Here is a 24,940-nt window from a genome sequence, read left to right as displayed (position 1 = left end):
CCTCCGCGAGACCCGCGTTTCGGGGGCGAAATCGACCGCCCGCGGGTGCCGCCACAATCACAATTTCCTTAACCCCTCCCTCCATATCCGCCGGTATGGCAGTCATCAGTCTGGTGGGTGTCGGGGCCGGTTTGGTCCTGGTACTCCTCGTCGTCGCCCTGCACTACTCGAAGGGCACCGGCTGGGAGCCGACCGCCGACATCACACAGGAGGTCCTCGAACGCCGCGCGGCGACCGTCGCAGAGACCGACTTCCCCGAGCCGATGAACCGTTCTATCGGGGGCGGCGGCGGCGTCGCCGCGGTCGGAGCCGGCGAAGAGGGCGCCGAACTCGAAGGCGAGGAAGCGGAGGAAGAACCAAGCCCCGCCGACATGCCCGAAGACGAAGTCGAGTACTTCGAAGTCGAGTTCGTCAAGCAGGGCGAGACCATCGAACTGGCGAGCAACGAGACGGTGCTCGACCAGGGCGAAGACGCCGGGATGGACCTCCCGTACGCCTGCCGGCAGGGCTCGTGCGTCTCCTGTGCCGCGAAGATTACCAACGGCCCGGCCGAAGAGTACATCACGCACTACACCCAGGAGACGCTCTCCGACGAGGAGATGGACAACGGCTACACGCTCACCTGCGTCGCCTACCCGAAGGCCGACTTCGCCATCGAGACCGGCGAAGCGCCGTAACGCGACGAACTGCAACCACCCACCGTTTCTCGCGACGCCACCCGCTCCGGTGAGCCGCGGTCGCCGCTCGTGCGGACGGCCGCCCCGTCGCGACTCGACCAGTCGCGCTCGTTCGGTGCCGGGACGCACCCACGTTCGAAGACGCTAATCGACGGTTTCAAACGGTCTCCGCGAGTCTCACCTGTTCAGTGTCCCTCCCCGAAGGCGGTTCCCTCACCGAGGGCGACCTCAAACGCCCGATGTTCGAACTGGCGTGGCCGATTATCGTCACCGAACTCCTCCAGGTGGCGTACAACCTCGCCGACACCGTCTGGCTCGGTCGGCTCTCGACCGACGCCGTCGCCGCCATCAGCCTCGCGTTTCCGCTCATCTTCCTGCTCATCTCCGTCGGCGGCGGCTTCACCGTCGCGGGGAGCACGCTCGTCGCCCAGTACACCGGCGCGAAAAGCGAGGGCTCCGCCGGGACCGTCGCCGGACAGACGCTCACCTTCATCACCGTTATCGCCGTCGTCGTCGGCGTCATCGGCTTTTTCGCCACCGACGCGATGCTCGCCGTCCTCCCGAGTTCGGAGGCGACCGCCGGGCAGGTCATCCCCCTCGCCGGCGACTACATGCGCGTGTTCTTCCTCGGCCTGCCGTTCCTCTTCGGCTTCTTCGTCTTCTCCGCGCTCATGCGCGGCTACGGCAACACCCGCGCCCCGATGGTCGTGATGTTCATCAGCGTCCTCATCAACGTCGTCATCGACCCCGTGTTCATCTTCGGCTTCGACGCCAACCCGCTGTTTTCGATGCTCGGGATGGAGGGCCTGCAGGCCAGCCTGTTCGCCGCCACGGGCTTCGACGGCTTCCAAGTCGCCGGCGCGGCGTACGCGACGGTCCTCTCGCGCGCCGTCGCCACCGTCATCGGCATCTACGTCATCTTCGGGACGAGCGCCGGCCCCGACGTGCAACTCGCCGACTTCCGCCCGCAGTTCGAGTACATCAAGCAAATCGTCGATATCGGCGTCCCGAGCGCCATCGAGCAGTCCGCCACCGCCCTCGGCTTCATCACCCTCACCGCGATGGTCGTCACGTTCACCCCCGAAGTCGTCGCCGCGTTCGGCCTCGGCAACCGCCTCACGTCGCTCGTGTTCCTTCCGGCGCTCGGCCTCGGTCGGGCGACGAACACCATCGTCGGCCAGAACCTCGGCGCGAAGAAACCCGACCGCGCCGAGAGCGCCGTCTGGCTCGCCGCCAAAGTCGGCGCGAGCGTCATGCTCGTCACCGGCGTCCTCGCGTACGTCTTCGCCGAACCCGTCGTCGCGTTCTTCCTCCAGACCGGGACGGCCTCGGCCGCCCAAACTATCGACCTCGGCGTCGAGTACATCCGCATCCGCGCGTTCGAGTTCGGCTTCATCGGCGTTCTCCAGGTCGTCCTCGGCGCGTACCGCGGCGCGGGGAACACGAAGACCGCCCTCGGCTTCTCGCTTTTCGCGCTCTGGTTAGGCCGGGTTCCCATCGTCTACCTGCTTTCGTTCCAGTTCGGCTTCGCCGAGACGGGCATCTGGCTCGGGATGGCCGTCGGGCAGATTCTCGGTGCGATTGCGGCCACGGCGTGGTTCACCCGCGGAACGTGGAAACACAGCGTCGTCGACGCCGACGCGACCGGAACGTAATCGGCCGCCGGCGCGGGTTCCACAACGGTTTTACGTCGGTGCCGTGTAGCTCTGCCCGCTGAGGGCCCGTAGCTCAGTGGACAGAGTGCTTGGTTCCGGACCAAGATGTCGCGGGTTCAAATCCCGTCGGGTCCGTCCAAATTTTCGGCGTTTTCTATATGTAGAAAACGACCGGCTCACGACTTCTACCGGCTGGTCTCATCGCGAGTATATATATTCGCGAGCGGGGGCCGAAAAAGAGTCCACCACGAAACGGAACGCGGGTCGCCGCTGTCTTGCGGTCAGGCGGGACAGACGGGGTGGTCGGCATGATGCTGCTCGACTCGGAGAGCCGAAAGAGCAGCTGTCTCAACTGCGGGTCACACGTCACCCGCGACTTCCGCCGCGTCTACGGTGACCGCGAGGACCGCGCGCACCGCTGTCACGAGTGCGATACGCTGGTCCGTCTACAGCGCGGTTCCGCGGGCGGTCTCGACGTTCCGATTCCGGACCCGTGGAACGGTGCGTCCGGTCGTCACGGCGGTAACCCGGAGCGGTGGCAATGACGGTTCGCTGTCCGTCCTGTAGCCGCGACAGCGACTGCATCTTCCGCTGTGAGTACTGCGGCCGCGATCTCGCGGAGGAGGACCGGCGGTGAGCTCCGTCGCGAGTGCACCCCACGAGACACGTGGTGATCTCCTCTACGACGAGTACGGGTCATCGCCGTACTGGGCGGTTCGCCAGCTATACAACCACATCGACGGCGGTATCTCGAAGATCGAGATAGAAGTGCCCCGCCTCGAGGACGACGGAACCGAGACATGGGAAGTCTCGATGGGCTTCCACCAGTCGGGCCTGTCTCCGCGCGAGGCAGACACAGTAAACTCGCTTCTCGAGTACGACATCAACGCCTACGGCGAGGGAGAGCGGAAGCTTCCGGTCTGCGTACAGCCGAGACTCGCGTGGTCCGACGAGAACCGACCGGATAGCGTCCCTGCGGCTCTCGGTCCCGCGACGAACGTGAAACTGCAGAACGTGGTCAACCTCGAGTTAGACGAGATACCGCACGTCATCACGTGGGTGATGCGTCGAGTCTGCGAGAAGGTCGGGTTCGACTGGTCGCGCAAGTACTTCGCCGAGGAGCCACACGAGTTCTCGACGATAACTCAGCACGAACGCTACCTGCGGATCGACCGCGATCAGGCGAAGAAACTGGTTCGACGCGACGGCGTCTTCATGCGTCTGTTCATGCTCTCGGCCGATATCGAGGGTTCGCACGTCGTCTACGATTCGAACAACGAGGACGTAGTCGGCTACAACCACCAGCTCCGGCTCGACCGCTCGGCTATTACTGATCTCTTCCCGAATAGCCAGCACCGTCCTCGAGGATTACAGCTGAAGCACTACCATCCACAGCACGTTCGCGAGAGCGCTAACGGCGACCCTCTGTACCACCCGAAACTCGGTGCGCTGTACAAGAAGGCCTCGATGTATGCACCGTCACCACCGTCATCGGCGAACAGCGTGCATAGAATTCAACCGATTCGATCACCCGGTTGGCACGGTCGATGTCATTGACATCCTAAGTATAAGAAGAATCGATGCTCGTTCACTCCGGGTTCACGCAAAGCTCCCCCCGGTGCATACGGTGGTTCATAACTGACCAGACGAGTCTCCCTGAACTCATCGGCAACACCAGTTGAGCGAGACCAGCCGCCCTCGGCGGCACATCGAAACCGTGCCTCTTCACCGGGGTCCCGAAACGAGCGGGGAGCGCTTATGGCCACCAGTTTTTGCCTTCTCGATACACCGTCTCAATGACACTCTCGAGTACGTCTGTCCGGTGGTTGTTACGCTTCTGGTTCAGCGGGGGGAGCCTACCGAACCGGTCTTCGTAGAGGCTCAATTCGGTGTTCTCGATCTTATGCGCCATCCACTTTGGCGATCGCCACGGGTAGTTCACCAAATCGTACCGCTCACAGTACGACCGCACAGTGTCATACTGGAATCGCAGAGGGTCTTTCTCGGCGTGCTCAAACAATCTGCGTTGTAGATTATTGCTCTCTCCGATATACGCGACACCGTCATTCGTTCGAAGCCAGTACACTCCCGCTTCCGCAGGCACACTACCTCGGATGTTCTCCCTCGTGTAGTCAAACGGTCTTCCAGGTTGCGGTGGCATTTAATGATATACGTTTGACTGGAATATAGCGATTTCTCCGGACTCTCACCGGACTCGCCGGAGCGTCTCGTTGGCGGCGATCGCGGACAGTTCGGTGAAAAACAGGAGCGCCACGACCGCGACCCAGAGGTCTCTCGCGCTCCCCACGTCGAGAACGACGTAGTTCATTCCCTGAATCAGGTAGGTAAGCGGCATGACCCGTGCGAGAACTTCGAGTGCGAACGGCAGGTCTTCGACGGGCATGAACGTGCCACCGAGGATAATCTGCGGGGAGATGACGACGGGGATGAACTGCATCACTTGGAACTCGTTTTGGGCGAACAGCGACAGGAGAATACCGATGGCCAGCGCCGACAGCGCGCCGAGCCATTCGACGAGAAAGAAGAGCGCAACCCCGTGTTCGAACTCGAGTTCGAAGAAGTGAACCGACGCGCCGAGCACCACGAGCGACAGCGCAGTCGCCAGCAACCCGTACCCGAGGACGTATCCCAAGACCAGTTCCAGCCGTGAGATGGGTGAGACGAGGACGCGTTCGAACGTCCCCGCCTGACGCTCTCGCAGGAACCCGATTGCGGTGAGAATGTAGGTCAGCATGAACACGAACACCGCGAGCAGTACCGGCGCGACTTCGGTTGGGCGCTCGAACACCTCGCTCAACAAGTAGATGAGGACCACGGGAACGACGAGAATCAATCCGAGTGTCCGTTTGTCTCCCCGAAGCGTCATCAGGATTCGGAGCGAGACCGCCTGTGCCCCGTTCATCGCTCCCCCAACAGTTCGAGGAAGGCGCTTTCGAGGTCGGCGGCCCCCGTCGACGCGAGGAACGCGTCGGGCGTGTCGACCGCGAGGGCGCGCCCGTCTCGCAAGAACAACACGCGGTCGCAGTTCGTCGCTTCGCCGAGGTAGTGCGTCGACACGATGACGATGGCACCGTCGTCACGCCGCTCGCGGAATCCGCGCCACATCGACGCCCGAAGCACCGGGTCGACCCCGACGGTGGGTTCGTCGAGGACGATGACGTCGGGGTCGTGGACGAGCGTACACGCGAGACTCACCCGGCGAACCAGGCCGCCCGAGAGCGTCCGCACACGGTCGTCGGCCCGGTCACCGAGTTCGACGAACGAGAGCGCCCGTTCGACCGCTTCACGTCGGTTCGAGAGGCCGTACAAGCGCGCGAAGAAGGCAACGTTTTCGCGGACCGTGAGGTCGGAGTACACGGCTTCTCACTGTGGCATGAACCCGATTCGCCCGCGCGTCGCAGGCCCGAGTTCGAGTGAAGGGACGCCGTTGATGGCACTCGTCCCCGCGGAGGGGGCGAGCAGTCCGAGCAGACAGCGGATGAGCGTTGTCTTACCGGAACCGTTCGGTCCCGCGAGGCCGAGAATCTCGGGTTCGTCGAGGCGGATATCGACACCGTCGAGCGCGACAGTGGGTCCGAACTCACGGGAGAGTCCAACACAGGCGACCGAGACGTCACCGCCGTCCATATCAGTGAGAGGACAGCCAACTGAAAAAATACGATGGTCCGAGCAGTGCGGGTACCACCGTCGCGTGACCGAGGTTCGCCCGCGCCACACACGCCCCTGACGAGTCCCACCGACCGCACGGAAACCCGTCAAGCATCAATTAGGTAAACGGAAAGGGAAACGCCGAAAACCCCACAATATTGGGGTTCTGGGAACGAAAATCGCCAGTGAGAGAATCAACGTTGATAAACGAGCGCCAATTCATTTCACCGCGAAGTCGAAGGGGAGGGGTATGGGAACGCCGACAGCGGACAGACAGCGTCGTCGCGGCGGTGTGGGGCGGTGGCGACAGGGGCTTCGAGACGCAGTGAGATACGTCCCGCAGGGGGACTCGATTCCGAGCGAGTCGTGGCGGGCGCGGCACCGAAACATCCTCGTCTTCCTCGTGGCGCACGCACCGCTTTTGTACGCTCTCGGGAACTTCACCGGATCGGAACCGTACGTCACGGGTGCGAGCTTCACCGCCGCGCCCGTCGAGCACGTCTTGGTCGGTGTCGGAGCGGTCGCGGTGCTGGCGCTTTTCGCGTGGCTCCCGTGGCTCCCGCGGCGGTTACGAAGCGGGTTCGCGTCCACCGGGTTGCTGACGTGTTCGGCCCTGCTCGTCTACTTTTCGGGCGGCTACATCGAGGCGCACTTCCACTTTTTCGTCATCGTGGCCGTCCTCGCGGTGTACGAGGACTGGGTCCCGTTCGTCGTCGGTATCCTGTACGTCGCCATCCAGCACGGCGTCTTCGGCATGGCGCATCCGGAAGCGGTATACAACCACCCGGACGCCATCGCCAACCCGATGGGATGGGGGCTCGTCCACGCGGTGTTCCTCCTCGCGCTCGCGGCGGCGTTAGTCACGAACTGGTTCTCCATCGAGCGCTCTCGGGAAGAGACCAGACAGAAGATGCAGAGCCTCGAAGACAGCGAGGAGGCGAAGGCCGAAGTCGAGCGCCTGAACGAGCAGTTGGTGGTGCGGGCCGACGAGCTCGCCGCGGCCATGGACGCCGTCTCGGAGGGGGACTTCACCGCGAACCCGCCCGAGGGCTCGGACATCGAGGCCATCGAGGCCATCAGCGACGCCTTCGTGGCGATGAAGCGCGATCTCTCGTCGACCATCGTCGACCTCCGGTCGTTCGCGGCGACCGTCGAGCGGACGACGCGGTCGGTCCACGACGACGCCGAGACGCTCGAACGGACGCAACGACAGCTCGCGACCGACGTGGGGTCGTTCGCCGCGGACGTGCGCGAGCAGGCCAGCGACCTCGAATCCACGACCGACGAGCTGAGCAGTCTCTCGGCGACAATCGAGGAAATCGCCGCGAACGCCGACCAGGTCTCGGGCGAGGCCAGCGACGCCGCGGCGGCCGCCGACGAGGGGACCGGAACCGCGGCGGCGGCCATCGAGGCCATAGAGAACGTCGAACAGAGCGTCGGCGAACTCGCGTCGCTCGTCGAGTCGCTCGACGAGCGGATGGACGACGTCTCGAAGAGCACCGACCTCATCGAGTCCATCGCCGAGCAGACGAACACGCTCGCGCTCAACGCGAACATCGAGGCCGCCCGCGCCTCGGACGGCAGTGAGGGGTTCGCCGTCGTCGCGAACGAGGTGAAGTCCCTCGCCGACGAGACGCAGAACCACTCGTCGGCCATCGAGCGGACGATATCCGAGACGGTCGACGACGTGGCGCGCGTGCAGGCGGAGATGAAACAGACGAAGGCGCAACTCGAAACGGGGCGGGCGACGACGACCGACGCCGCCGAGGCGTTCGCGGCGGTCTCGGACATCGTCGAGAGCGTCGATATGTCGGTCGACGAGGTCGCCACGGCGACCGACGACGGCGCGCGGACGACCGAGGAGGTCGTCGACGCGATTATCGGCATCGCCGACCACTCGCGGGACATCGCGGAACAGAGCGACGCGCTGGCGAGCCAAGCCGAGTCCCGAGCGGCGACGATCTCGGAGATTCGAGCGCAACTCGACGAACTCAGGGGCCAGACCGGCGGCCTCCAAGAGCGACTCGACACGTTCGACTGCGACGTTCCCGCCGACGACTGAGTCGGGGGAATCGAATCGGCGCGAGAACGTCAAAAAATCAGCCCGCGGCGGCGACCGCGACCGCAGACGCCCCGGCGGGAACCGACGTCGCGCGCTCAGCCGCGACCGAACGCGGCGGACGGCGCGGTTATTCGAGGTCGAAGCGGTCGTGGCTCATGACCTTGTGCCACGTCTCGACGAAGTCCTCGACGAACTCCGCTTCGCCGTCGTCGCCGCCGTACACTTCCGCGATGGCGCGAAGCCGGGAGTTCGACCCGAAGACGAGGTCGAAGCGGGTGGCCTCCCACTCGACGTCGCCCGTCTGGCGGTCGCGGACTTCGTACAGGTACTGATCGTCCGAGACCGGCTCCCACTCGTAGTCCATGTCGAGCAGGTTCACGAAGAAGTCGTTCGTGAGCGTCTCGGGCTCGTCGGTGAGGACGCCGAGGTCGGAGTCCTGGTAGTTCGCGCCCAGCGCGCGCATGCCGCCGACGAGGACGGTCATCTCGTGCGCCGAGAGGGCGAGCAGGTCCGCCTTGTCGACGAGCAGGTCCTCGGGGCGCTCCTCGACGTCGTCCGCGATGTAGTTTCGGAAGCCGTCGGCGTCCGGCTTGAGCATCTCGAACGACTCGACGTCGGTCTGTTCCTGCGACGCGTCGGTCCGTCCGGGCTCGAACGGCACCTCGACGTCGTAGCCGGCGTCCGCCGCCGCCTGCTCGACGGCCGCGGCGCCGCCCAGCACGATGAGGTCCGCGAGCGAGACGCGGGTGTCGTCGGACTGCGCGCCGTTGAACGACTCCTGAATCCCTTCGAGGGTGCCGAGCACGTCATCGAGCTGGTCGGGCTCGTTGACCTCCCAGCTACGCTGGGGTTCGAGGCGGATGCGCGCGCCGTTCGCGCCGCCGCGCTTGTCGCTGTCGCGGTACGTGGACGCCGCGGCCCACGCCGTTTTGACCAGCTGAGAGACAGAGAGGTCCGAGTCGAGAAGCTCGGCTTTGAGCTCCTCGACGTCCTCGTCGTCGATGAGGTCGTAGTCGGCGTCCGGGATGGGGTCTTGCCACAGCATCGCCTCGTCCGGGACCTCGGGACCGTAGAGCCGGGACGGCGGGCCCATGTCGCGGTGGAGGAGCTTGTACCACGCCTTGGCGAACGACTCCTGGAACTCCGCGGGGTCCTCGCGGAACTCCTCGAGCACCGCGCGGAAGTCGGGGTCCTTCTTCAGCGCGATGTCGGTGGTGAGCATCATCGGGTCGACGAACTGGTCGGGGAGGTGCGCGTCCGGAGCCGCGTCCGGAATCTTGTCCGCGGGCGACTCGTCGGCCGGCCGCCACTGCCACGCGCCGCCGGGCCCCTTGTGGGCCTCCCACTCGTAGTCGAGCAGGTTGGCGACGTAGCCCATGTCCCACTGGGTGGGCGCGCTGGTCCAGGGACCCTCGATGCCGCTGGTGATGGTGTCGGGGCCCTTCCCGGAGCCGAAGTTGTTCTTCCAGCCGAGGCCCTGTTCCTCGACGGGAGCCGCCTCGGGCTCCGCTTCGAGGTTGTCGCCGGAGTCCGCGCCGTGGACCTTCCCGAACGTGTGGCCGCCGGCGATGAGCGCGACGGTCTCCTTGTCGTTCATCGCCATGCCGCTGAACGTCTGGCGGATGTTCTTCGCGGAGCCTTCGAGGTCGGGTTCGCCGTTGGGGCCCTCGGGGTTGACGTAGATGAGGCCCATGACGGTGTTGCCGAGCGGCTCCTTGAGGTTACCCTCCTCGTCGAAGCGGTCGGGGGAGGTCGTCTCCCACTCCTCTTCGGGGCCCCAGCTGGGGGCCTTGTCGCCGACGTAGTCGTCGGCGCGACCGCCCGCGAAGCCGAACGTCTCGAAGCCCATCGATTCGAGGGCCACGTTGCCGGCGAGGACGATGAGGTCGCCCCACGAGAGCTGGTTCCCGTACTTCTTCTTGACGGGCCAGAGGAGGCGTCGCGCCTTGTCGAGGTTCACGTTGTCCGGCCAACTGCTGATCGGCGGGAGGCGCTGGTGTCCGCCGGACGCGCCGCCGCGGCCGTCGTGGGCGCGGTACGTCCCGGCGCTGTGCCACGCCATCCGGATAAAGAGGGGACCGTAGTGACCGTAGTCCGCCGGCCACCAGTCCTGCGAGGAGGTCATCAGCTCTTCGAGGTCGGCTTTCACCTGCTCGTAGTCGAGCTTCTGGAACTCCTCGGCGTAGTCGAACTCCTCGCCCATCGGGTCGGTCTGTTGTGCGTTCTGGTCGAGGGTTTCGAGTTTCAACTGGTTCGGCCACCAGTCATGGTCGGAGCCATTCATACCCCAACGGTTACCGCTTTTGGGTGATAAAATTGACTGATTTTGAATTAAGTCTTGGTTATAGCCAAAGCAATCTTTTTACTTTATGAATAATTCTCCGGAGGGCTCGCGTTTGGTACGTAGTCTATCAGTAAAACACATCTAGCAAACGGAGTAACAAGTTGTGGCGCTCGGCGCGTCCACCTTCCGCCACCCGGCCGCCGAATCGGAGGTGAAAGCGGGTGGGAGGTCGGAATCGGCCGGTTTCGGGTCCTCGAAAGAAGTCCAACCGTACTGAGGTACCCACACCTCACTCGGATAATCAAAAATACTTACCACGTGAATTTGTGTGTCATTAAAGAATATCGCCGCTGTATTCGCACGCACCATGGACGATAGAGCAACGGCACTCTCGTTTGACACGCAACTTGCGGCTATTCAACACGTCGAACGGCGTCTACTGCTTCTCACGCTTCTCAGAGCGGGGCCCGACAGCACCGCGTTCGACGCTGACCACACACCTCCGGGAACCGACGTGCGGGAACTGAAACTGGAGATGTACCACGTGCACCTCCCGAAGCTCGAACAGATGGGCCTCATCGAGCCGAGCGGGAACTGGTACGATATCCGCAGAGGTCCGCGCTTCGACGAGATCGAACCGCTGTTGCGCGTCATCGACGACCACCGAAAGAAACTGCCGGGCGACGTACTGTAGGCGTCGTCGAGCGAACCGACGTGCGAACGAACGGCAGCGCCGCTAGCGGATTACTCCGAGTCGCGGCCGAGCAATCCTTGGGACAGCAACCGACGCGAGATGACGATGAGTCCGTTCTGGAATCCACTGCCGAAAATCGCGTGTTCTTCGCCGGTGGCGGGAACGATGGTGCTGACGAGAATCGACGAGCGGTCGACGAGTAAGAGCCGGCCGATAGCGAGGTTCTCGGCGGTGTTCTCGCCGCGGAGCCATTCGAGACCGGAGACGAACGTCGTCGCGCTCGGGACGGCCGCCCGCACCTGCTGTCGCAGGGATTCGGTCGCCGCCCCGATGAGCACGTCCACATCCTCGGCTCGGGCGTTCAGGTCATCGACGAACCGGTCGGTCAGAAGCGAGTCGTCGCCGAGGACGAGCACGATTTCGTCGTCCGCGTCGTCGATGAGCTTGTGCGTCCGGTTCGCGATGCCCTCGGTCCCGGACATCGCCCAGACTTCCTGAACCGAGCCCTGTTCGTCCGAGTCGATTCTGTCGGTCCGCTCCAGCGCGTTCGTGAGCCGGTCGATTCGGTTTTGATACTGCGCACGGAGCGTCTCGGTCGCCTCCACGAGCGGGACGGCCCGGAACCGCTGCGGACTCGAGTGCTGGACTTCGACGAGCCCCTGCGCCTCCAGCACGCGAACCGCGTCGTACACGCGAGTCCGCGGTACGTCGGTAATCTCGCTGAGTTGCTTCGCCGTGCCCGTCGAGACGCGAGTGAGACCGACGAAACACTTTGCCTCGTACTCTTTGAGTCCGAGTTGCTGAAGTACGTCGATAGCGTCTTCTTGTGAATCTCCCGTGCTCATATGTCTCAACCGAACTCCGAGGCGTCCCGTCTCCTCACGAACGCTTGTATCGGCGAACGGATAACAATTGTTACTTTTCGAGTGAATGCGTTTCGACAGTATTAGCCAACCGGGTTAATTCGGCGTTAAAAACGTGCTTTCACCCCGGCTCCGAACGTGCCGTTGTTATTTTCTTAGTTACAAAGTAGTCTCCCCCGGATTTTCGCACGTTACGCGCAGACGATAGGCACTTAATAGATTCACTCAGTTAATCACAAACAACTATACGGCGCCAAGACGAATGGAGAGTGCGGCACACAGCGAAGTACTGTGTCCCAACCACAACCGACACGTGCCGCCTCAGCCACTTGTCGTGGCTGAGTTTCGCAGACAGCGAGGCACCCACTATGAGTACTGACTCGGGCGACGACTTCCGTTCTGTCGCAATCGAACAACTGAAACAACTCGGCCTCAGCGCGTACGCCGCACGGACCTTCGTCGCACTCACCAGCCTCGGTATCGGCACGGCAACGGAGATTAGCGAGGTCTCCGAGGTCCCGCGAACTCGGGTGTACGACGCGGTCGACGAGTTACGCGAGCGGGGACTCGTCGACGTCCAGCAGTCCTCACCGAAGCAGTTCTGGGTGGTGTCCGCGGAGACGACGTGCCAGAGATTCGAACACGAGATGAGACAGCGGACCTCCCTTCTGACGACGGCGCTCCAAGAACTCGGGACGGCGCAACGCAAGCAAGAACAGCGCGGTGTCTGGACGGTCAACGGCCAGTCTGCGGTCACGGACCGCGTCCTCGAATTCATCGAAAGGGCGGAAGACGAAATCGTCTACATGACCGTCGAGGACCTGCTTACCGAGGACGTCACCGAGGCGCTGAGCGAGGCGGCACACCGCGGGGTCTCGATTCGGCTCGCGGGTGTCTCACCGGACGTTCAGGACACGCTTCACGAAGAGATTCCCGAGGCGGAGCTGTTCGACACGCTGTGGATGTGGTCGGACACGCCCGCGGGCCGCCTCATGATGGTCGACGGAACGCAAACGCTCGTGAGCGTGCTCGTCAACGGCAGAGACGCGGCTCCGTCGAGCCCTCGGTCGGAGACGGCGATCTGGAGGGCCGGCGAGACGAACAGCCTCGTCGCGGTGCTCCGGGCGATATTCACGTGGCGGCTCGAAAACGACGGCCTCGACGACTGAGACGGGGGCCGGCCGACTCTTTGGGCGGTTCGAAACACGGAGACGGAAGCGTTCGAAGTCGGAAGCTCATTACTTCGGCTCGGTACAATCGACCGACGACTGTCGAGAAAATCGCTCGCGCGTGACCCCGAGCGCGGCGCGAGCGGCGCGGAATGCCGTCGGGGTGGTCCGGCAGCTTACTGCCGTGGTGGACGCGGCGGCGCGACAGCGGTCGTCGCCACCGCGCCCATCGCCACGACAGGGTCGACGATGGGTATCGGAACGTCGGCCCGCACGTCGGGAATCGCGCCCGACGAGGAGATGCCGGTACAGCTCGGCGCGACGACGTCACAGCCGGCGTCGACGAGGCGGTCGACCGCCGCGCGAATCGCCGCCCGCCCGTTGTCGGTCGTGAGGTAGTTCGTCGTCGCCGCGCCCTCGACGACTTCCTCGGCCGCGAGCCGGTCGCCGAGCAGGTCACGAATGGCCGACCCGGCCCCGTTTTCGAGGCCGAGCGTCCCGACGCGCTCGCCGCGGGCGGACGCGACGGCCGCCACGCTCGCGCCCGCGCCGACGACCGGGATGTCGAGCGCCTCGTCGAGCGCCTCCACGCCGGGGTCGAGCGCGCAACTGACGCAGAGCGCGTCGACCTCGGTCGCCAGCTCGCGGCCGAGCGCCTCGATGTGCGGGAGTGCGTCGGCCTCGGCGGCCGCGTTCGGAATCCCGTCGGGGTGGTCGGGGATGCACCGCGACAGCGTCGAGACGTGCGGGTAGTGTCGCTCGACGAGTCGTCCGTGGAGAGCGACCTCCTCGGGGTCGTCGAGGGTGAGCACGCGGAGGACGCCGAGTTCGACCATCAGGCGGCACCCCCGCCGTTCCCGTTCCGGTCGGCGTCCGGGTCCGGCGCGCCCGAGTCCGCGTCCGCCGTGTCCGCGTCCGCCGGCTCGTCGATGCCGCGGGCCGCGAAGAAGCCCTGCTGGCGGAGCGCGGCGAGCAGTTCGCCCTCGCGGCGATTCATGAAGCCGTTGGGGCCCCAGTAGCGTTCGAGCGTCTCCTGCCACTCGCGGCGGTCGTCGCCGTAGACGCTGTCGCCGTACATCTCGTTCATCGCGTCGTAGCAGGCGTCGAGTTGCGCCGCGGTGGGGTCGCGGTAGCCGCCCTCGTGGAGCACCGTGTCGAGCGGAACCCGCGGGGCGTTCTCGGTCGCCTCGCCGTGGCGCGGGACGCCGAGACAGAGGCCGAAAACCGGCAGGACGCCCGCGGGGAGGTCGGCCGTCGCGGCGACCTCGGTGAGGTTGTTCAGGATGTTGCCGATGGGACAGACGCCGTAGCCGCGGCTCTCGGCGGCCAGCATCACGCCCATCGCGGCCAGCGAGGCGTCTATCGCCCCCTCCAACAGCCCCATCGCGGGCGTCGTCCGGAACTCGCGGTCGCGGTGCTCCAACAACAGTCGAATCCGGCGGACGTCGATGCAGACGAGGAGGAAGTGGCTCGCCTCCTCGACCTGCACGGTGCCGCGGCTACACAGTTCATGAATCCGCTCGCGGCGGTCGGGGTCGCGTATCCAGACGAAACTGTACATCTGGGTCGTCCCGCTCGTCGGGGCCTTCCGCCCGGCGTCGACCATCGCGCGGACCTCGTCGTCGGGAATTTCGGCGTCCGTGTCGAACTGGCGGACCGTCGCGCGGCGCGCCAGCCACGGTGCGAGATCGGGGACGTCGGCGGCCGCCGCGGCGAGGGCGGGACGGTCCGCGTGGTCTGCTGTTTGCTCCGTGTGGTCCGTGCCCGCGCGGTCACCGGTCGAGGGCGCGCGGTCGCTCACACGCGCACCTCGCCGTCGGCGACGACGACTTCGCCGTCGAGCGAGACCGTCGGTTCGAGGATGACGCCGTCGAGGTGCGAGTCGCAGTCGATGGTGCCGCCGAAGCCGAGGTTGTCGCCGAAGGCGACGTGGCAGGTGCCGTACACCTTCTCGTCTTCGAGGACGGTGCCGATGATGCTCGCCGCCGGGTTCGTCCCGAGACCGAGTTCGCACACCCGCCGGGCGCAGTCGTCGCCGCTCGTCGCGTCGAGGAACTCGTCGGCGGCCGCGCCCTCGACGGACGCGATGCGCCCCGCGTCGAGTTCGACCGTCAGCGGGTCGTCGAGGACGCCGACGCCCGCGAGGCCGCCGTCGAAGACGAGCGTGCCGGTGGCCGTCCCCTCGACCGGCGCGATGTAGCTCTCGCCGGACGGGAGGTTGCCGGAGTCGCCGGGGTCGGCGATGATGCCGTCGCTCGGGATGCCGTCGCGGCCCGAAAGCGACATCGTCGCCGACGCGCCGCCGGCCTCGATGCGGGCCTCGTCGGCCGCGGTGAGCTTCTCCGTGAGCGCCGCCGTCAGGCGCTCGACCTCCTCGTAGTCGGCCGTAATCGCGCCCTCGCTGAACATCTGGTCCGTGATGCCGGGCATCGTGGCGACGCGCGCGCCGGCCTCGGTCGCGGCCTCTCGGGCCCGCGTGTGCGTCAGCGACGCGCTGGTCGGACAGACCACGATGTCCGCCGACTCCATCGCGCGGGCGACCGACGCCGGCGGCTCCATCCCGTTTCGCTCCATCGGCGGAATCTCGAACAGCCCGGACTCCAAGCCGAGTTCGACCCCCGCCTCGAACAGCGGCCGCCCGATGTGGTTCGTGTCGGTGTCGGTCACGACGAGGAGCGTCTCGCCGGGACGGGCGTTCATGTTCTCGGCGAGGAGTCGCTTCGCCACGGCGCGGTAGTCGGCCACGTCAGAGCACCTCCTCTGCGGTCTTCGCCAGCACTGACCGCCCGAGCAGGACGCTCGTGTCCGTTATCTCGCGGACGGTCGCCTTCATCTCGGGCGTGTAACCCATGCAGTCCATCACGATGAGGTCGGCGTCGGTGCCGATGTCGGCCGCGGCGGCCGACACCTCGTCTTCGTCGGCGTACGGCGACCCGGCGGCGGTGACGAGGTCGTAGTCGGCCCACTTCTCGAACGTCATGGCCTCCTGTTCCTCCTTGGGCATGATGACCCCGAGGGTGCCCCCGTCGAGGATGGTCGAAACCCACGCCGAAAGCAGGTCGCTCGGCTCGAAGACGGGGACACTGACGTCGAACGGCGGGAAGTGACCCGTACAGAGGACGCCGATGGCCGTCACCTCGGATTCGAGGTCGCGGATGCGCGCTCCGAGGAGGTCGACGACCGATTCGCGGTCGACGGTGACGGCCGTGCCGTCGGAGAGTCGGGAGACGTACACCGGTTTTCCATCGCGCGGGCCGACCGCGGCCTCGACCTCGGCCGCCGAGTCGAACCGGTCGAGCGCGCCGACCTCGACGATGTCCACCTCCGGCGGGAGGGCCGCCGCGATGTCGGGCGTCACGTCGGTCCGGGGGGCCTGACCGATGGTCACGAGTCCGAGCGTCGACATCTCAGACGCCCTCGCCCTCGCCGAGCGTCTGGAGGCGGCCCATCGAACCGTACAGCGACGTGAGGCGGTCGTACTCGGCCTCGTCGTAGAACGACGCGCGGCCGCGGGTGAAGTCCTTGGCCGTCTCGACGACGAACCCGGTCGCGTCGAGCAGGTCGGTGAGGTAGTTCGCGCCGGTCCCACAGCCGGGGACGGGCGAGACGCTCGTCGTCGCCACGCCCACGACGGGCGCGTCGGTCGCCGTCGCCGGCTGGAGGATGCTGTTGATGTGGTGGACGTCGTTGCCGTAGGGGGTGATGTCCTGCATCGTGAGCGTGAGCGTGCTCGGCGGGCGGCCGGTCGACCGCTCTTGGATGTCGAGGAGGCTGTCGCTCACCTTCAGCACCCACCCCTCCTTGACCGTGGGCGTGATGGCGAAGCCGCGCTCGCAGTGGACGCGGTTGCCCTTCGTGGCGTCGACGGAGACGACGGCGTCCATCTCCTCGTCCACCTCGTGTTCGTTCATGGTGCTCGTATCGACCGGACTGCCCATGAAGGGCACCGGGTCGTGGGGGGAGGTCGGCGCGTCGGGACAGACGTGCGTGGCGATGCGAACGTCGCCGGCGAGCACGTCGCCGCGGGCGCGCATCTCGCCGAGGTGGAGCGCGACCGCGAGGGCCACGATGGCCCCGTCGGCGTCGGAGACCGGTCCGAGTTCGGCCGGCCGGGCGGCGACCCCGCCGAGGCGACCGATGACGCCGAGCGTCGGCGCGTCCGGGTCGGCCCCGGGGACGACCGTCTTGACGAAGTCGGTCGACCCCTCGTCGGTCGAGATGGTCGTGACTTCCGTGTCGAGACCGTACGTTTCGAGCGCGTCGCGTACCAGTTCGCCGTCCGCGTCGGGACGGCTGAGGATGTCGTATGCTTGCTGAATCTTGTCGAACATGAGTGTCGTTAGTTGAATACGTGTGATTTGACCGCTTTTCCGACCGCCTGTTCCACCGGGTCGAAGAGCGCGGGGTCGGCCATCCCCGCGCCCAGAGAGAGGTTCGCCGCGGGCGCGACGACGACCGCGACTGACCGGCCCTCCGCGAGTTCCGCCGTCGAGACGGGCATCCCCGTCTCGGCGTCGAGCGTCGTGATGAGGTCCGGGAACGTCGCGAGGCGCTCGCCGTCGAGTTCGAGCGTCATGTACTCGTTCCAGAAGGTGAGTTCGCGCCCCTCGATTTCGACCTCACCCACGTCGAAGCCGCCGGTCGTCTCGAGCGCGAACGACTCGACGGGACCGACGAGCGAGACCTCGCCGCCGAGCACGTCGGCGACGCGGTCGGCGGCGTCGCGCCCGTCGTCGGCGAGTCTGACCGCGCGACCGACCGCCTCGGCCCGGTCGTACGTGTCGAGCGCCGCGTTCGCCTCGGCGTAGCTCGCGGGAACGGGGTTGCGAGCGACGGCCACGAGGCCACCGGCGTCTTCGGCCGCGTGTCGCACGAGCGACGCCGCCGTGCCGAGTTCCGCCTCGACGACCGTCTCCAGTCGGGCCGCGGTGCCCGGCACGCCGCCGACCGCCGCCTGCACCGACTCGGCGTCCTGCGACAGCCCGATAGAGCCCATCGGCCCGGTCGGGTGCGCCCGCCCGTTACAGGCGGCGTCGACGAGCGGGAGCCCGGTCACGGCCGACTGGAGCAGGCCGTTGACCGTGGCGAACCCGCCCATCTCGTTCGTCATCAGCGCGCCGACGGTCGTCCCGTCGGCCGCGAGTCTGTCCACCAGTAGTTCGACCGCGCGCACGTAGTCCGCGGGGTCGACGTGGCTCTCCGTCGCGGCGGGCGCGCCCACGCCGCTGACGGTCAGCACCACGTCCGTCGGGTCGAGGTCGGCGACCGAGACGATTGTCGGCCGGCCGTACTCGACGGCGAGTTCGCCGAACTCGATGCCCTTGGCCAGCGAGCCGCCGCCCCCGCCGCCGAGGACCGCGCCGCCGACCGCGATGTCTTCGACCCATTCCGCCGTTATCGTCCGCGTGTCGTCTGTCGTCATTGGGGTGCCTCGGGGGTGTCTGCGTCGTCGGCCGTCGCGCTGAGGAAGGCGTTCGGCCGCTGTCTGTCGGCGTTGCGAAGCGTCGCGGTCCCCCGCGCCCGGAGTCGCTTCATGCCCGCCGCGAGCAGGTGGTACGTCTGGTCGCGGCCCATCGATTCGAACAGTCCGTCCGATTTCGCCACGGCCGTGGCGCAGACCTCGTCGTCGCGGCACGGCCGGTCGCAGGCCGAACACGCCGGCTGGGCGGCCTTGAACGCCGCCGGGTCGGACGCGCACGACCGGAGCAGTTCGTCGGTCCACGGGCGGTTCCGCCGCGCCCGCCGGAGGGCGGCGAGGCGCTCCGCGCGCTCTGCGGTCATTCCCACTCCGCGCCTTCCTCGAACCGGTCGTCTGGAGGAAACACCGCGAGACCTGGTCCGGCCCGCGCTCGTACAGGTCGGGTTCCTCGACCGCGCAGGCGTCGAACTCGTGGGCACAGCGCGACCGGAAGGCACAGCCGCTGGGCTTTTCTCTCGGGTCCGGCACCTCGCCGTCGAGCGTGATTCGGTCGGGTTTCGCCAGTTCGTCCTCCTCGCTGATGGTCGAGATGGCGGAGAGGAGCGCCCGGCTGTAGGGGTGTTGCGGCGACCCGAACACCGAGTCCACGTCGCCGACCTCGACGAGCCGCCCGAGGTACATGACGCCGATTCGGTCGGCGACGTTCTTCAGGAGCGAGAGGTCGTGGGTGATAAACAGGTAGGTGATGCCGAACTCCTCCTGTATCTCTTCGAGGATGTTGATGATGCGGGCCTGCACGCTCACGTCGAGCGCGCTCGTCGGCTCGTCGAGGACGACGAACTTCGGGTTGAGCGCCACGGCGCGGGCGATGCCGACGCGCTGTTTCTGGCCGCCCGAGAGCTGTCCGGGGTAGCGGTACATGAACTCCCGCGGGAGGTCCACCATGTCCAGGAGTTCCTCGACCCGTTCGAGCCGGGCCTCGGAGTCGCCGTAGTCGTGAATCTTCAGGGGTGCCTCGATAATCGACTTGACGCGGTGGCGCGGGTTGAGGCTCGAAGACGGGTCCTGATGGACGATTTGCATGTTCCGACGGAACCGCTTGAGCTCGCCGTCCGAGAGGTCGACGACGTTCTGGCCGTCGATTTCGACCCGCCCACTCGTCGGCTCCGTCAGGCGGAGCATCGACCGGCCGGTCGTCGTCTTGCCGGAACCGGACTCGCCGACGAGGCCGAACGTCTCGCCCTCCGCGATGGAGAAGCTCACGCCGTCGACGGCGCGGACCTCCCCCGCCTTCTTCTGGAGGATACCCTCGAACAGCGGGAAGTGCTTCTTGAGGTTCTCGACCGTGACCATCGGGTCGTCGAGGTCCCGGTCGCGCTGTGCCGCCGCCGTCGGGTCGGTCGTGTACGCTGAGTCGTTCATTGGTCCGTCCCCCCGTCGGCGGAGACGTCGCCGGGCGCGTCGCCGCCGCCGGCCAGCCACGGCGCGGTGCCGATGTCGACCGTGTCGGCGGCGAGCGATTCGTGGCGCTCGCGGGCGGGCGAGCCGTCGAACAGGTGGCACGCGGTCGCGTGGTCTGAGCCGGTCTGCCGCGGGTACGGGTACGCGTCGTAACAGGCCGGCTCCGCGTGCGGACAGCGCTCGACGAACCGACAGCCGACCGGCGGGTCCGTGTAGTCGGGCAGGTGCCCTTCGATGCCGTCGCCGATGCCGGTCGACAGCGTCGGGATGCTCTCCAACAGCCCGCGGGTGTAGGGGTGCTGGGGGTTCGCAAACAGGTCGGCCGTCGGCGCTTGTTCGACGATTTCGCCCGCGTACATCACGTTGATTCGGTCGCTGACCTCGCGGGCGACCCCGAGGTCGTGGGTGATGTAGAGGACGCTCGTGTCGCGTTCTTCGACGAGTTCGTCGAGGAGGTCGAGCACCTTCGCCTCGGTCGTCACGTCGAGGGCGGTGCCGGGTTCGTCGGCGATGAGCAGGTCCGGCTCCGACAGGAGCGCGATGGCGATGAGGACGCGCTGGCGCATCCCGCCGGAGAGTTCGACCGGGTAGCTCTCGAAGACGCGCTCGGGGGCCGAGATTTCGACCTCGCCGAGCATCTCGATGGCCCGCCGCCTGTATTCGGCCTTCGAGCCGGTCGAAAGCGCGTCGCGGACGAGCTTCGACAGCGACAGCCGCGGCCGCCCCTGCCACTTCAGCACGTCCACCATCTGCTCGCCGACCGTCAGGACGGGGTTGAGACTCGTCATCGGGTCCTGCATTATCATGCTCATCTCCTTGCCGCGCCGCGAGTGGCGCTCGGCGTCGGAAAGCGAGAGCACGTCCTCGCCCTTGTATCGAATCTCGCCCTCGGGGATGGTCGCCGAGGGGAGCAGGCCCATGATTGACTTCACGGTGACGCTCTTGCCACAGCCCGTCTCGCCGACGAGCGCCGCGGTCTCGCCGCGGTCGATGGTGAAATCGATGCCGTTTATCACTTCGGCCGTCCCGTCGTGGGTCTCGAAGTGGACGTGGAGGTTCTTCACCTCTAAGATGGGGTCGGCCATCTCAGTCCACCTCCACGTCGAGCACGTCGCGCAGGCCGTCGCCGATGAAGTTGAACCCGAGGACGGCGAAGGAAATCGCCAGTCCGGGGAACACGGCGATCCACCAGAAGCTCGTGACGTAGTTGCGGCCCTGCGCGATCATCGCGCCCCACGTCGGCGTCGGCGGTTGCGCGCCGAGGCCGAGGAACGACAGGCCCGCGCCGACGAGGATGACGAAGCCCATGTCGAGGGTCGCCTTGACCGTGATGGGGCTGACGACGTTCGGGAGAATCTCTTTGAACGTCGTCCGCACCCACCCCGACCCGAGCGCCCGGCTCGACTCGATGAACTCGTCTTCCTTTATCGAGAGCACCTCGCCCTGCACGAGGCGGGCGTACCACGACCACCACGAGAAGGCGATGGCGACCATGACGTTGAACAGCGACGCGCCGGTCGCGGCGACCACCGCCATGGCGAGAAGCGTGGGCGGGATGGCGAGGAAGATGTCCGTCACCCGCATGATGACGGTGTTCGTCGTCCCGCCGAGGTAGCCCGCGATGAGCCCGAGCGTCACGCCGATGGAGATGGCGATAGAGAGGACGACGCCGCTCATCAGGAGCGACAGGCGCGCGCCGAACAGGACGCGGCTGAAGATGTCGCGGCCGGTCGTGTCGGTGCCCATCAGATGCGTCGCGCTCGGCGGCTCGCTCGCCTGGTCGAAGTAGACGCCCGCGCCGGCGTGTTCGGGGAACGGCGCGATGTACGGCGCGAGGAGCGCCGCGGCGACGAGCGTCAGAATCATCGCCAGCCCGACGAGCGAGAGCTTGTTGCCCGCGAAGGTCCGAAAGCCGCGTTTGAGCTGTCGAATCCGCTCTTTTCGGGCGGCGCTCTCGGTGTCGAGAAACGGGATAGTGGTCTTCGTGGACACGGCTATCCCTCCTCCAGCCGCACCCGCGGGTCGAGGTAGCCGTACAGCAGATCGACCACGAAGTTGGCGGTCACGAAGCCGATACCGACCACGATGGTGACGCCGACGATGGCGTTGAAGTCCTGATAGAGGATGGCCTGGACGCCGTAGCGCGCCATCCCCGGCCACGCGAAGACGATTTCCACGAGGAACGCGTTCCCGAGGAGGAAGCCGAACGCGAGGCCGACCACCGTGAGTGAACTCGTAAAGGCGTTTTGGAGCATGTACTTGTATTCGATGAGGGTGTTCGGAAGGCCGTAAGCCCGCGCGGCGAGGACGTAGTCCTTGCGCTGTTCGTCGATCATGTCCGAGCGGATGAGCCGCATCACCTGCGCCAGCGTGGCGAGGCCGAGCGCGACGGTCGGCAACAGGAGGTGTGTGGCCGCGTCGACGAACGTCCCGAACTGGCCGGCGATGAGGCTGTCGACCAGATACAGGCGGGTGACCGCCGGCGGAGGTGCCACGCCGTCGCTGAGCCGCCCCGAGAGGGGCAACAGCCCGAGGCTGACGACGAAGACGATTTGGAGGACGATAGCGACCCAGAACCGCGGCATCGACACGCCGAACAGGGCGGTGATGCGCGAGAGATGGTCCTGCCAGCGGTCCTTGTTGGTGCCGGCGACGACGCCGAACGGAATGGCCAACAGAACGGCGCAAAACAGCGTGACGACGGTCAGTTCGAGCGTCGCGGGCAGGCGAGCGACGATGTCGGAAAAGACGTTGTTGTTCGTCCGTAGCGACATCCCCCAGTCGCCCTGTACGACGCCGACGAGCCAGTCGACGTACTGCATCGGCAGGGGCTGGTCGAGGCCCATCTCGGCGCGGAGTGCCGCGACTTGTTGGTCAGTTGCTTCCGGTCCGAGCGCCAACCGAACGGGGTCGCCCGGAATCACGCGGGATATCAGGAAGATGAGCACTGACAGCCCGAAGATGACGGGGACCGAGTGGATTGCGCGCCGAACGAGGTAATCTACGTATGACATTGGTGAGTTGGAAAGACGGCCCGAGGCGGGGCGTCGGAAGTCGTCGGGCGGCTACTCCGCGCGACCCTCGCCGCTCCGAGTCATCGAGTGGACGTCCCAGTCGAACGACATCACGCCGCGGTACTGCCAGCCCTCGACGTTCTCGTTGATGCCGATGCGGTACGGCGGGTTGGCGATGTAGACGCTGGGCATGCCCTCGACGATGAGCGCCTGCGCCTCCTCGTACTTCTCCAGCCGCGACTGGAGGTCGGAGGTCTGGCGCGCCTCTTCGAGGGTGGCCGCGATTTCGTCGGTGGAGTACCACGACTGGGAGATGTACGACCCGAACGAGGAGGGGTGGTACATCAGGTAGGTGTGGCTGTCCGGCGACGGCATCTTCGCCGTGTGGAAGATGTTCGTCATGTGGGCGGTCGACTCGGCGCTCGTCGCGCGGTCGGTGAGGCGGGCCCACTGCAGGGGGTTGATTTCGAGGTCGATGCCGAGTTCGTTCAGCCCGGCCTGGTTGAGAAGCCCCATCTGGCGCTGGAGCTCGGTGCCGGCGACGACGACGTGTTCGAGGCCGATTTCGTTGATTTCCTCGACGGAGTAGTCCGCCCTGTCGAGGAACTCCTTGGCCTTGTCGAGGTCCTGTTCCATCGGGACGAGGTCGCCGTTGTGGCCCGCCATCTGACGGGGGACCGGCCCGGCCGCGACGCCGCCGCCGCCGATGATGTCGTTGACGGCGCTGTCGTAGTCGAAGGCATAGGCGATGGCCTTCCGGACGTTGATGTCGTCGGTCGGTGCCTTCCGGCAGTTCAGCGGGAAGTGGAACAACTGCAGTTGCGGCACCTCGGGGACGCGGACGTTGGAGTACGAGTCCATCTCGGCGTACGCCTGCGTGCCCATGTACTGGTCGGTCATGTCGCCTTCGCCCTGTTGCATCGTCGTCTTGATGGTGGACTCCTCGGTGATGACCGTCGAGCGGAACGTGTCGAAGCTGTCCTCGCTCCAGCCCTTCCAGTAGTCCTCGTAGGCGGTCGCCTCGATGGAGTTTCCCTGCTCCCAGTCGTCGAGGACGTACGCGCCCGACCCGGCGGAGTTGCTCTGGAGGTAGGCGTTCCCGTAGTCGCCGTCCTGTTCGTTCTCTTGGACGACGGCGCTGTTGACGATGTAGAACTGGACGAACGTCGCCAGCGCCGGCCCGTACGCCTGATTGAACTCGAAGGCGACCGTCTGCTCGTCGCGGACGGAGATGTTCGAGGGGTCGAGGTAGTCGAGCCAGAACGACGAGTAGCCGCGCTGGAGTTCCAGCATCCGGGTGAGCGAGTACGCCACGTCGTCGGCGGTCAGCGGTGTGCCGTCGGAGAACGTCACGTCGTCGCGGAGGGTGAACACCCACGTCTGGCCCTCGTCTTCGGTGTCCCAGCTCTCGGCGATGTGGGCGGTCGGCTGGAGCGTCTCGGCGTCGACCGTGATGAGTTCGTCGTAGAGGTTCTGCGCCGCGAGCCCCTGCGTGTAGTCGACCTGCTCTGCGGGGTCGAGCGTCCCGAACACCTGCCCGGCGATGAAGTGGAAGTCGTTGCCGCCGCTTCCGCCGCTTCCGCCGTCGCTCGTCTGTTCGGTCGCAGTCGAGTCGCTCCCGGAACTCCCGTCGCTCGTCTCGGTCTGCTGGGTCCCCTGACAGCCCGCGAGCGCGACACTCGTCGCGCCCGCACCGATGAGTTTCAGCAGTTTTCTGCGCTCTATGTTGCCGGTTGGCATGGAGGTTTGTGGATACCCCATTCGTATAAAGCTTTCCTAGTGATTGAACATATCGTCTATAAAAAAAGTTGATTCATCTAATTGTGAGTTTGTAATAATATTGGAGAGAACCGAGAACCCACAGATATGGACGAATACACCCCATGAGAAGATATAGAAGCCGATTCGGTCTTGGCTTCCCCGATAGAGATCGAATATGCACAGCTAATCGTGAGAATAGTGGACAGACTCGG

21 protein-coding genes, 1 tRNA gene and 3 pseudogenes are annotated in these 24,940 nt (G+C 65.9%); 8 read left to right on the top strand and 17 right to left on the bottom strand.

Annotation, left to right across the window (positions count from 1 at the left end; genetic code table 11):
• Positions 1-95: 95 nt before the first annotated feature.
• From C441_RS12615 to C441_RS12595, 5 genes are all read left to right on the top strand, one after another.
• On the top strand, positions 96-677 hold the full coding sequence (locus tag C441_RS12615) for a 2Fe-2S iron-sulfur cluster-binding protein (protein ID WP_049920582.1): 582 nt from the start codon (positions 96-98) through the stop codon (positions 675-677).
• A gap of 188 nt (positions 678-865) precedes the next feature.
• Positions 866-2,332: an MATE family efflux transporter gene (locus C441_RS12610; RefSeq protein WP_007275418.1), complete on the top strand. Its 1,467-nt coding sequence runs from the start codon at positions 866-868 to the stop codon at positions 2,330-2,332.
• A gap of 62 nt (positions 2,333-2,394) precedes the next feature.
• A tRNA-Arg gene (locus tag C441_RS12605) sits at positions 2,395-2,467 on the top strand.
• 173 nt (positions 2,468-2,640) lie between these two features.
• Positions 2,641-2,877, top strand: coding sequence for a DUF7563 family protein (locus C441_RS12600; RefSeq protein WP_081909213.1), 237 nt, complete (start codon positions 2,641-2,643; stop codon positions 2,875-2,877).
• Between the two features lie 88 nt (positions 2,878-2,965).
• Positions 2,966-3,889 carry a DUF7845 domain-containing protein gene (locus tag C441_RS12595; RefSeq protein WP_007275416.1) on the top strand — a complete coding sequence of 308 codons (924 nt, stop codon included), beginning with the start codon at positions 2,966-2,968 and terminating at the stop codon, positions 3,887-3,889.
• 199 nt (positions 3,890-4,088) lie between these two features.
• On the opposite strand, the gene C441_RS20700 is transcribed toward C441_RS12595, so the two are convergent.
• The 3 genes and pseudogenes from C441_RS20700 to C441_RS20305 form a co-directional block, all read right to left on the bottom strand.
• Complete coding sequence (locus C441_RS20700; protein ID WP_152420734.1) at positions 4,089-4,493, bottom strand: GIY-YIG nuclease family protein; 405 nt, start codon at positions 4,491-4,493, stop codon at positions 4,089-4,091.
• Between the two features lie 45 nt (positions 4,494-4,538).
• On the bottom strand, positions 4,539-5,255 hold the full coding sequence (locus tag C441_RS12590) for an ABC transporter permease (protein WP_007275415.1): 717 nt from the start codon (positions 5,253-5,255) through the stop codon (positions 4,539-4,541).
• A pseudogene (locus C441_RS20305) lies at positions 5,252-5,980 on the bottom strand (ABC transporter ATP-binding protein). The gene C441_RS12590 and the pseudogene C441_RS20305 overlap by 4 nt, the downstream one beginning before the upstream one ends.
• Positions 5,981-6,326: 346 nt before the next feature.
• On the opposite strand from C441_RS20305, the gene C441_RS12580 reads away from it, so the two are divergent.
• On the top strand, positions 6,327-8,063 hold the full coding sequence (locus C441_RS12580) for a methyl-accepting chemotaxis protein (RefSeq protein ID WP_007275412.1): 1,737 nt from the start codon (positions 6,327-6,329) through the stop codon (positions 8,061-8,063).
• Positions 8,064-8,190: 127 nt separating this feature from the next.
• Here the strand turns inward: C441_RS12580 and katG are convergent, their stop codons facing one another.
• Positions 8,191-10,347, bottom strand: a complete 2,157-nt coding sequence (gene katG, locus C441_RS12575; protein WP_007275411.1) for a catalase/peroxidase HPI — start codon at positions 10,345-10,347, stop codon at positions 8,191-8,193.
• A 367-nt stretch (positions 10,348-10,714) separates the two neighbouring features.
• On the opposite strand from katG, the gene C441_RS19965 reads away from it, so the two are divergent.
• Positions 10,715-11,041 (top strand): hypothetical protein, encoded by a 327-nt coding sequence (locus C441_RS19965; RefSeq protein WP_152420733.1) that lies wholly within the window; start codon positions 10,715-10,717, stop codon positions 11,039-11,041.
• A gap of 50 nt (positions 11,042-11,091) precedes the next feature.
• On the opposite strand, the gene C441_RS12565 is transcribed toward C441_RS19965, so the two are convergent.
• Entirely contained in the window at positions 11,092-11,886 is a 795-nt protein-coding gene (locus tag C441_RS12565) for a TrmB family transcriptional regulator (RefSeq protein ID WP_004976490.1), read from the bottom strand.
• Positions 11,887-12,272: 386 nt separating this feature from the next.
• Here C441_RS12565 and C441_RS12560 point away from each other — a divergent pair, with 386 nt between their 5' ends.
• Positions 12,273-13,073, top strand: a complete 801-nt coding sequence (locus tag C441_RS12560; RefSeq protein WP_007275409.1) for a TrmB family transcriptional regulator — start codon at positions 12,273-12,275, stop codon at positions 13,071-13,073.
• A 176-nt stretch (positions 13,074-13,249) separates the two neighbouring features.
• Here C441_RS12560 and C441_RS12555 read toward each other — a convergent pair whose 3' ends face one another.
• The 12 genes and pseudogenes from C441_RS12555 to C441_RS12500 all read right to left on the bottom strand — a co-directional run bounded on the left by C441_RS12555 (position 13,250) and on the right by C441_RS12500 (position 24,707).
• The gene (locus tag C441_RS12555; protein WP_007275408.1) at positions 13,250-13,909 is read right to left on the bottom strand and encodes an aspartate/glutamate racemase family protein; all 660 of its coding nucleotides are present in this window, start codon (positions 13,907-13,909) and stop codon (positions 13,250-13,252) included.
• Complete coding sequence (locus C441_RS12550; protein WP_007275407.1) at positions 13,909-14,874, bottom strand: nitroreductase family protein; 966 nt, start codon at positions 14,872-14,874, stop codon at positions 13,909-13,911. The genes C441_RS12555 and C441_RS12550 overlap by 1 nt, the downstream gene beginning before the upstream one ends.
• Entirely contained in the window at positions 14,871-15,818 is a 948-nt protein-coding gene (locus C441_RS12545) for an aminopeptidase (protein WP_007275406.1), read from the bottom strand. Before C441_RS12545 ends, C441_RS12550 begins: the two co-directional genes overlap by 4 nt.
• Before the next feature lies 1 nt (position 15,819).
• On the bottom strand, positions 15,820-16,479 hold the full coding sequence (locus C441_RS12540; protein ID WP_007275405.1) for an AroM family protein: 660 nt from the start codon (positions 16,477-16,479) through the stop codon (positions 15,820-15,822).
• Position 16,480: 1 nt separating this feature from the next.
• Positions 16,481-17,404: a DUF1177 domain-containing protein gene (locus tag C441_RS12535; protein ID WP_007275404.1), complete on the bottom strand. Its 924-nt coding sequence runs from the start codon at positions 17,402-17,404 to the stop codon at positions 16,481-16,483.
• Positions 17,405-17,412: 8 nt separating this feature from the next.
• A pseudogene (locus tag C441_RS20585) lies at positions 17,413-18,396 on the bottom strand (DUF917 domain-containing protein); the annotation flags it as partial.
• A 95-nt stretch (positions 18,397-18,491) separates the two neighbouring features.
• On the bottom strand, positions 18,492-18,854 hold the full coding sequence (locus tag C441_RS20580) for a hypothetical protein (protein ID WP_083874923.1): 363 nt from the start codon (positions 18,852-18,854) through the stop codon (positions 18,492-18,494).
• A gap of 94 nt (positions 18,855-18,948) precedes the next feature.
• Positions 18,949-19,845: pseudogene (locus C441_RS20575) on the bottom strand (ABC transporter ATP-binding protein); the annotation flags it as partial.
• A 65-nt stretch (positions 19,846-19,910) separates the two neighbouring features.
• Complete coding sequence (locus tag C441_RS12515; RefSeq protein WP_007275402.1) at positions 19,911-21,038, bottom strand: ABC transporter ATP-binding protein; 1,128 nt, start codon at positions 21,036-21,038, stop codon at positions 19,911-19,913.
• Between the two features lies 1 nt (position 21,039).
• Positions 21,040-21,945 carry an ABC transporter permease gene (locus C441_RS12510; RefSeq protein ID WP_007275401.1) on the bottom strand — a complete coding sequence of 302 codons (906 nt, stop codon included), beginning with the start codon at positions 21,943-21,945 and terminating at the stop codon, positions 21,040-21,042.
• Positions 21,946-21,947: 2 nt separating this feature from the next.
• On the bottom strand, positions 21,948-22,967 hold the full coding sequence (locus tag C441_RS12505; protein WP_007275400.1) for an ABC transporter permease: 1,020 nt from the start codon (positions 22,965-22,967) through the stop codon (positions 21,948-21,950).
• A gap of 51 nt (positions 22,968-23,018) precedes the next feature.
• Positions 23,019-24,707: an ABC transporter substrate-binding protein gene (locus C441_RS12500; protein WP_007275399.1), complete on the bottom strand. Its 1,689-nt coding sequence runs from the start codon at positions 24,705-24,707 to the stop codon at positions 23,019-23,021.
• Positions 24,708-24,940: the final 233 nt, after the last annotated feature.

Origin of the sequence: Haloferax sulfurifontis ATCC BAA-897 (genome assembly GCF_000337835.1) — an archaeon.
In the GTDB taxonomy this organism is placed as follows: Archaea; Halobacteriota; Halobacteria; order Halobacteriales; family Haloferacaceae; genus Haloferax; species Haloferax denitrificans.
The sequence above is the reverse complement of the archived record's forward strand: the minus strand, read 5'-3'. Positions and strand labels throughout refer to the sequence as shown.

What these genes read in the sequence shown, in the direction of transcription:
- C441_RS12615 (WP_049920582.1), top strand. Translation starts at nt 96, where the DNA reads ATGGCAGTCATCAGTCTGGTGGGTGTCGGGGCCGGTTTGGTCCTGGTA.
- C441_RS12600 (WP_081909213.1), top strand. Translation starts at nt 2,641, where the DNA reads ATGATGCTGCTCGACTCGGAGAGCCGAAAGAGCAGCTGTCTCAACTGC.
- C441_RS20700 (WP_152420734.1), bottom strand. Translation starts at nt 4,493, where the DNA reads ATGCCACCGCAACCTGGAAGACCGTTTGACTACACGAGGGAGAACATC.
- C441_RS12590 (WP_007275415.1), bottom strand. Translation starts at nt 5,255, where the DNA reads ATGAACGGGGCACAGGCGGTCTCGCTCCGAATCCTGATGACGCTTCGG.
- katG (WP_007275411.1), bottom strand. Translation starts at nt 10,347, where the DNA reads ATGAATGGCTCCGACCATGACTGGTGGCCGAACCAGTTGAAACTCGAA.
- C441_RS19965 (WP_152420733.1), top strand. Translation starts at nt 10,715, where the DNA reads ATGGACGATAGAGCAACGGCACTCTCGTTTGACACGCAACTTGCGGCT.
- C441_RS12565 (WP_004976490.1), bottom strand. Translation starts at nt 11,886, where the DNA reads ATGAGCACGGGAGATTCACAAGAAGACGCTATCGACGTACTTCAGCAA.
- C441_RS12560 (WP_007275409.1), top strand. Translation starts at nt 12,273, where the DNA reads ATGAGTACTGACTCGGGCGACGACTTCCGTTCTGTCGCAATCGAACAA.
- C441_RS12555 (WP_007275408.1), bottom strand. Translation starts at nt 13,909, where the DNA reads ATGGTCGAACTCGGCGTCCTCCGCGTGCTCACCCTCGACGACCCCGAG.
- C441_RS12540 (WP_007275405.1), bottom strand. Translation starts at nt 16,479, where the DNA reads ATGTCGACGCTCGGACTCGTGACCATCGGTCAGGCCCCCCGGACCGAC.
- C441_RS12535 (WP_007275404.1), bottom strand. Translation starts at nt 17,404, where the DNA reads ATGTTCGACAAGATTCAGCAAGCATACGACATCCTCAGCCGTCCCGAC.
- C441_RS20580 (WP_083874923.1), bottom strand. Translation starts at nt 18,854, where the DNA reads ATGACCGCAGAGCGCGCGGAGCGCCTCGCCGCCCTCCGGCGGGCGCGG.
- C441_RS12515 (WP_007275402.1), bottom strand. Translation starts at nt 21,038, where the DNA reads ATGGCCGACCCCATCTTAGAGGTGAAGAACCTCCACGTCCACTTCGAG.
- C441_RS12505 (WP_007275400.1), bottom strand. Translation starts at nt 22,967, where the DNA reads ATGTCATACGTAGATTACCTCGTTCGGCGCGCAATCCACTCGGTCCCC.
- C441_RS12500 (WP_007275399.1), bottom strand. Translation starts at nt 24,707, where the DNA reads ATGCCAACCGGCAACATAGAGCGCAGAAAACTGCTGAAACTCATCGGT.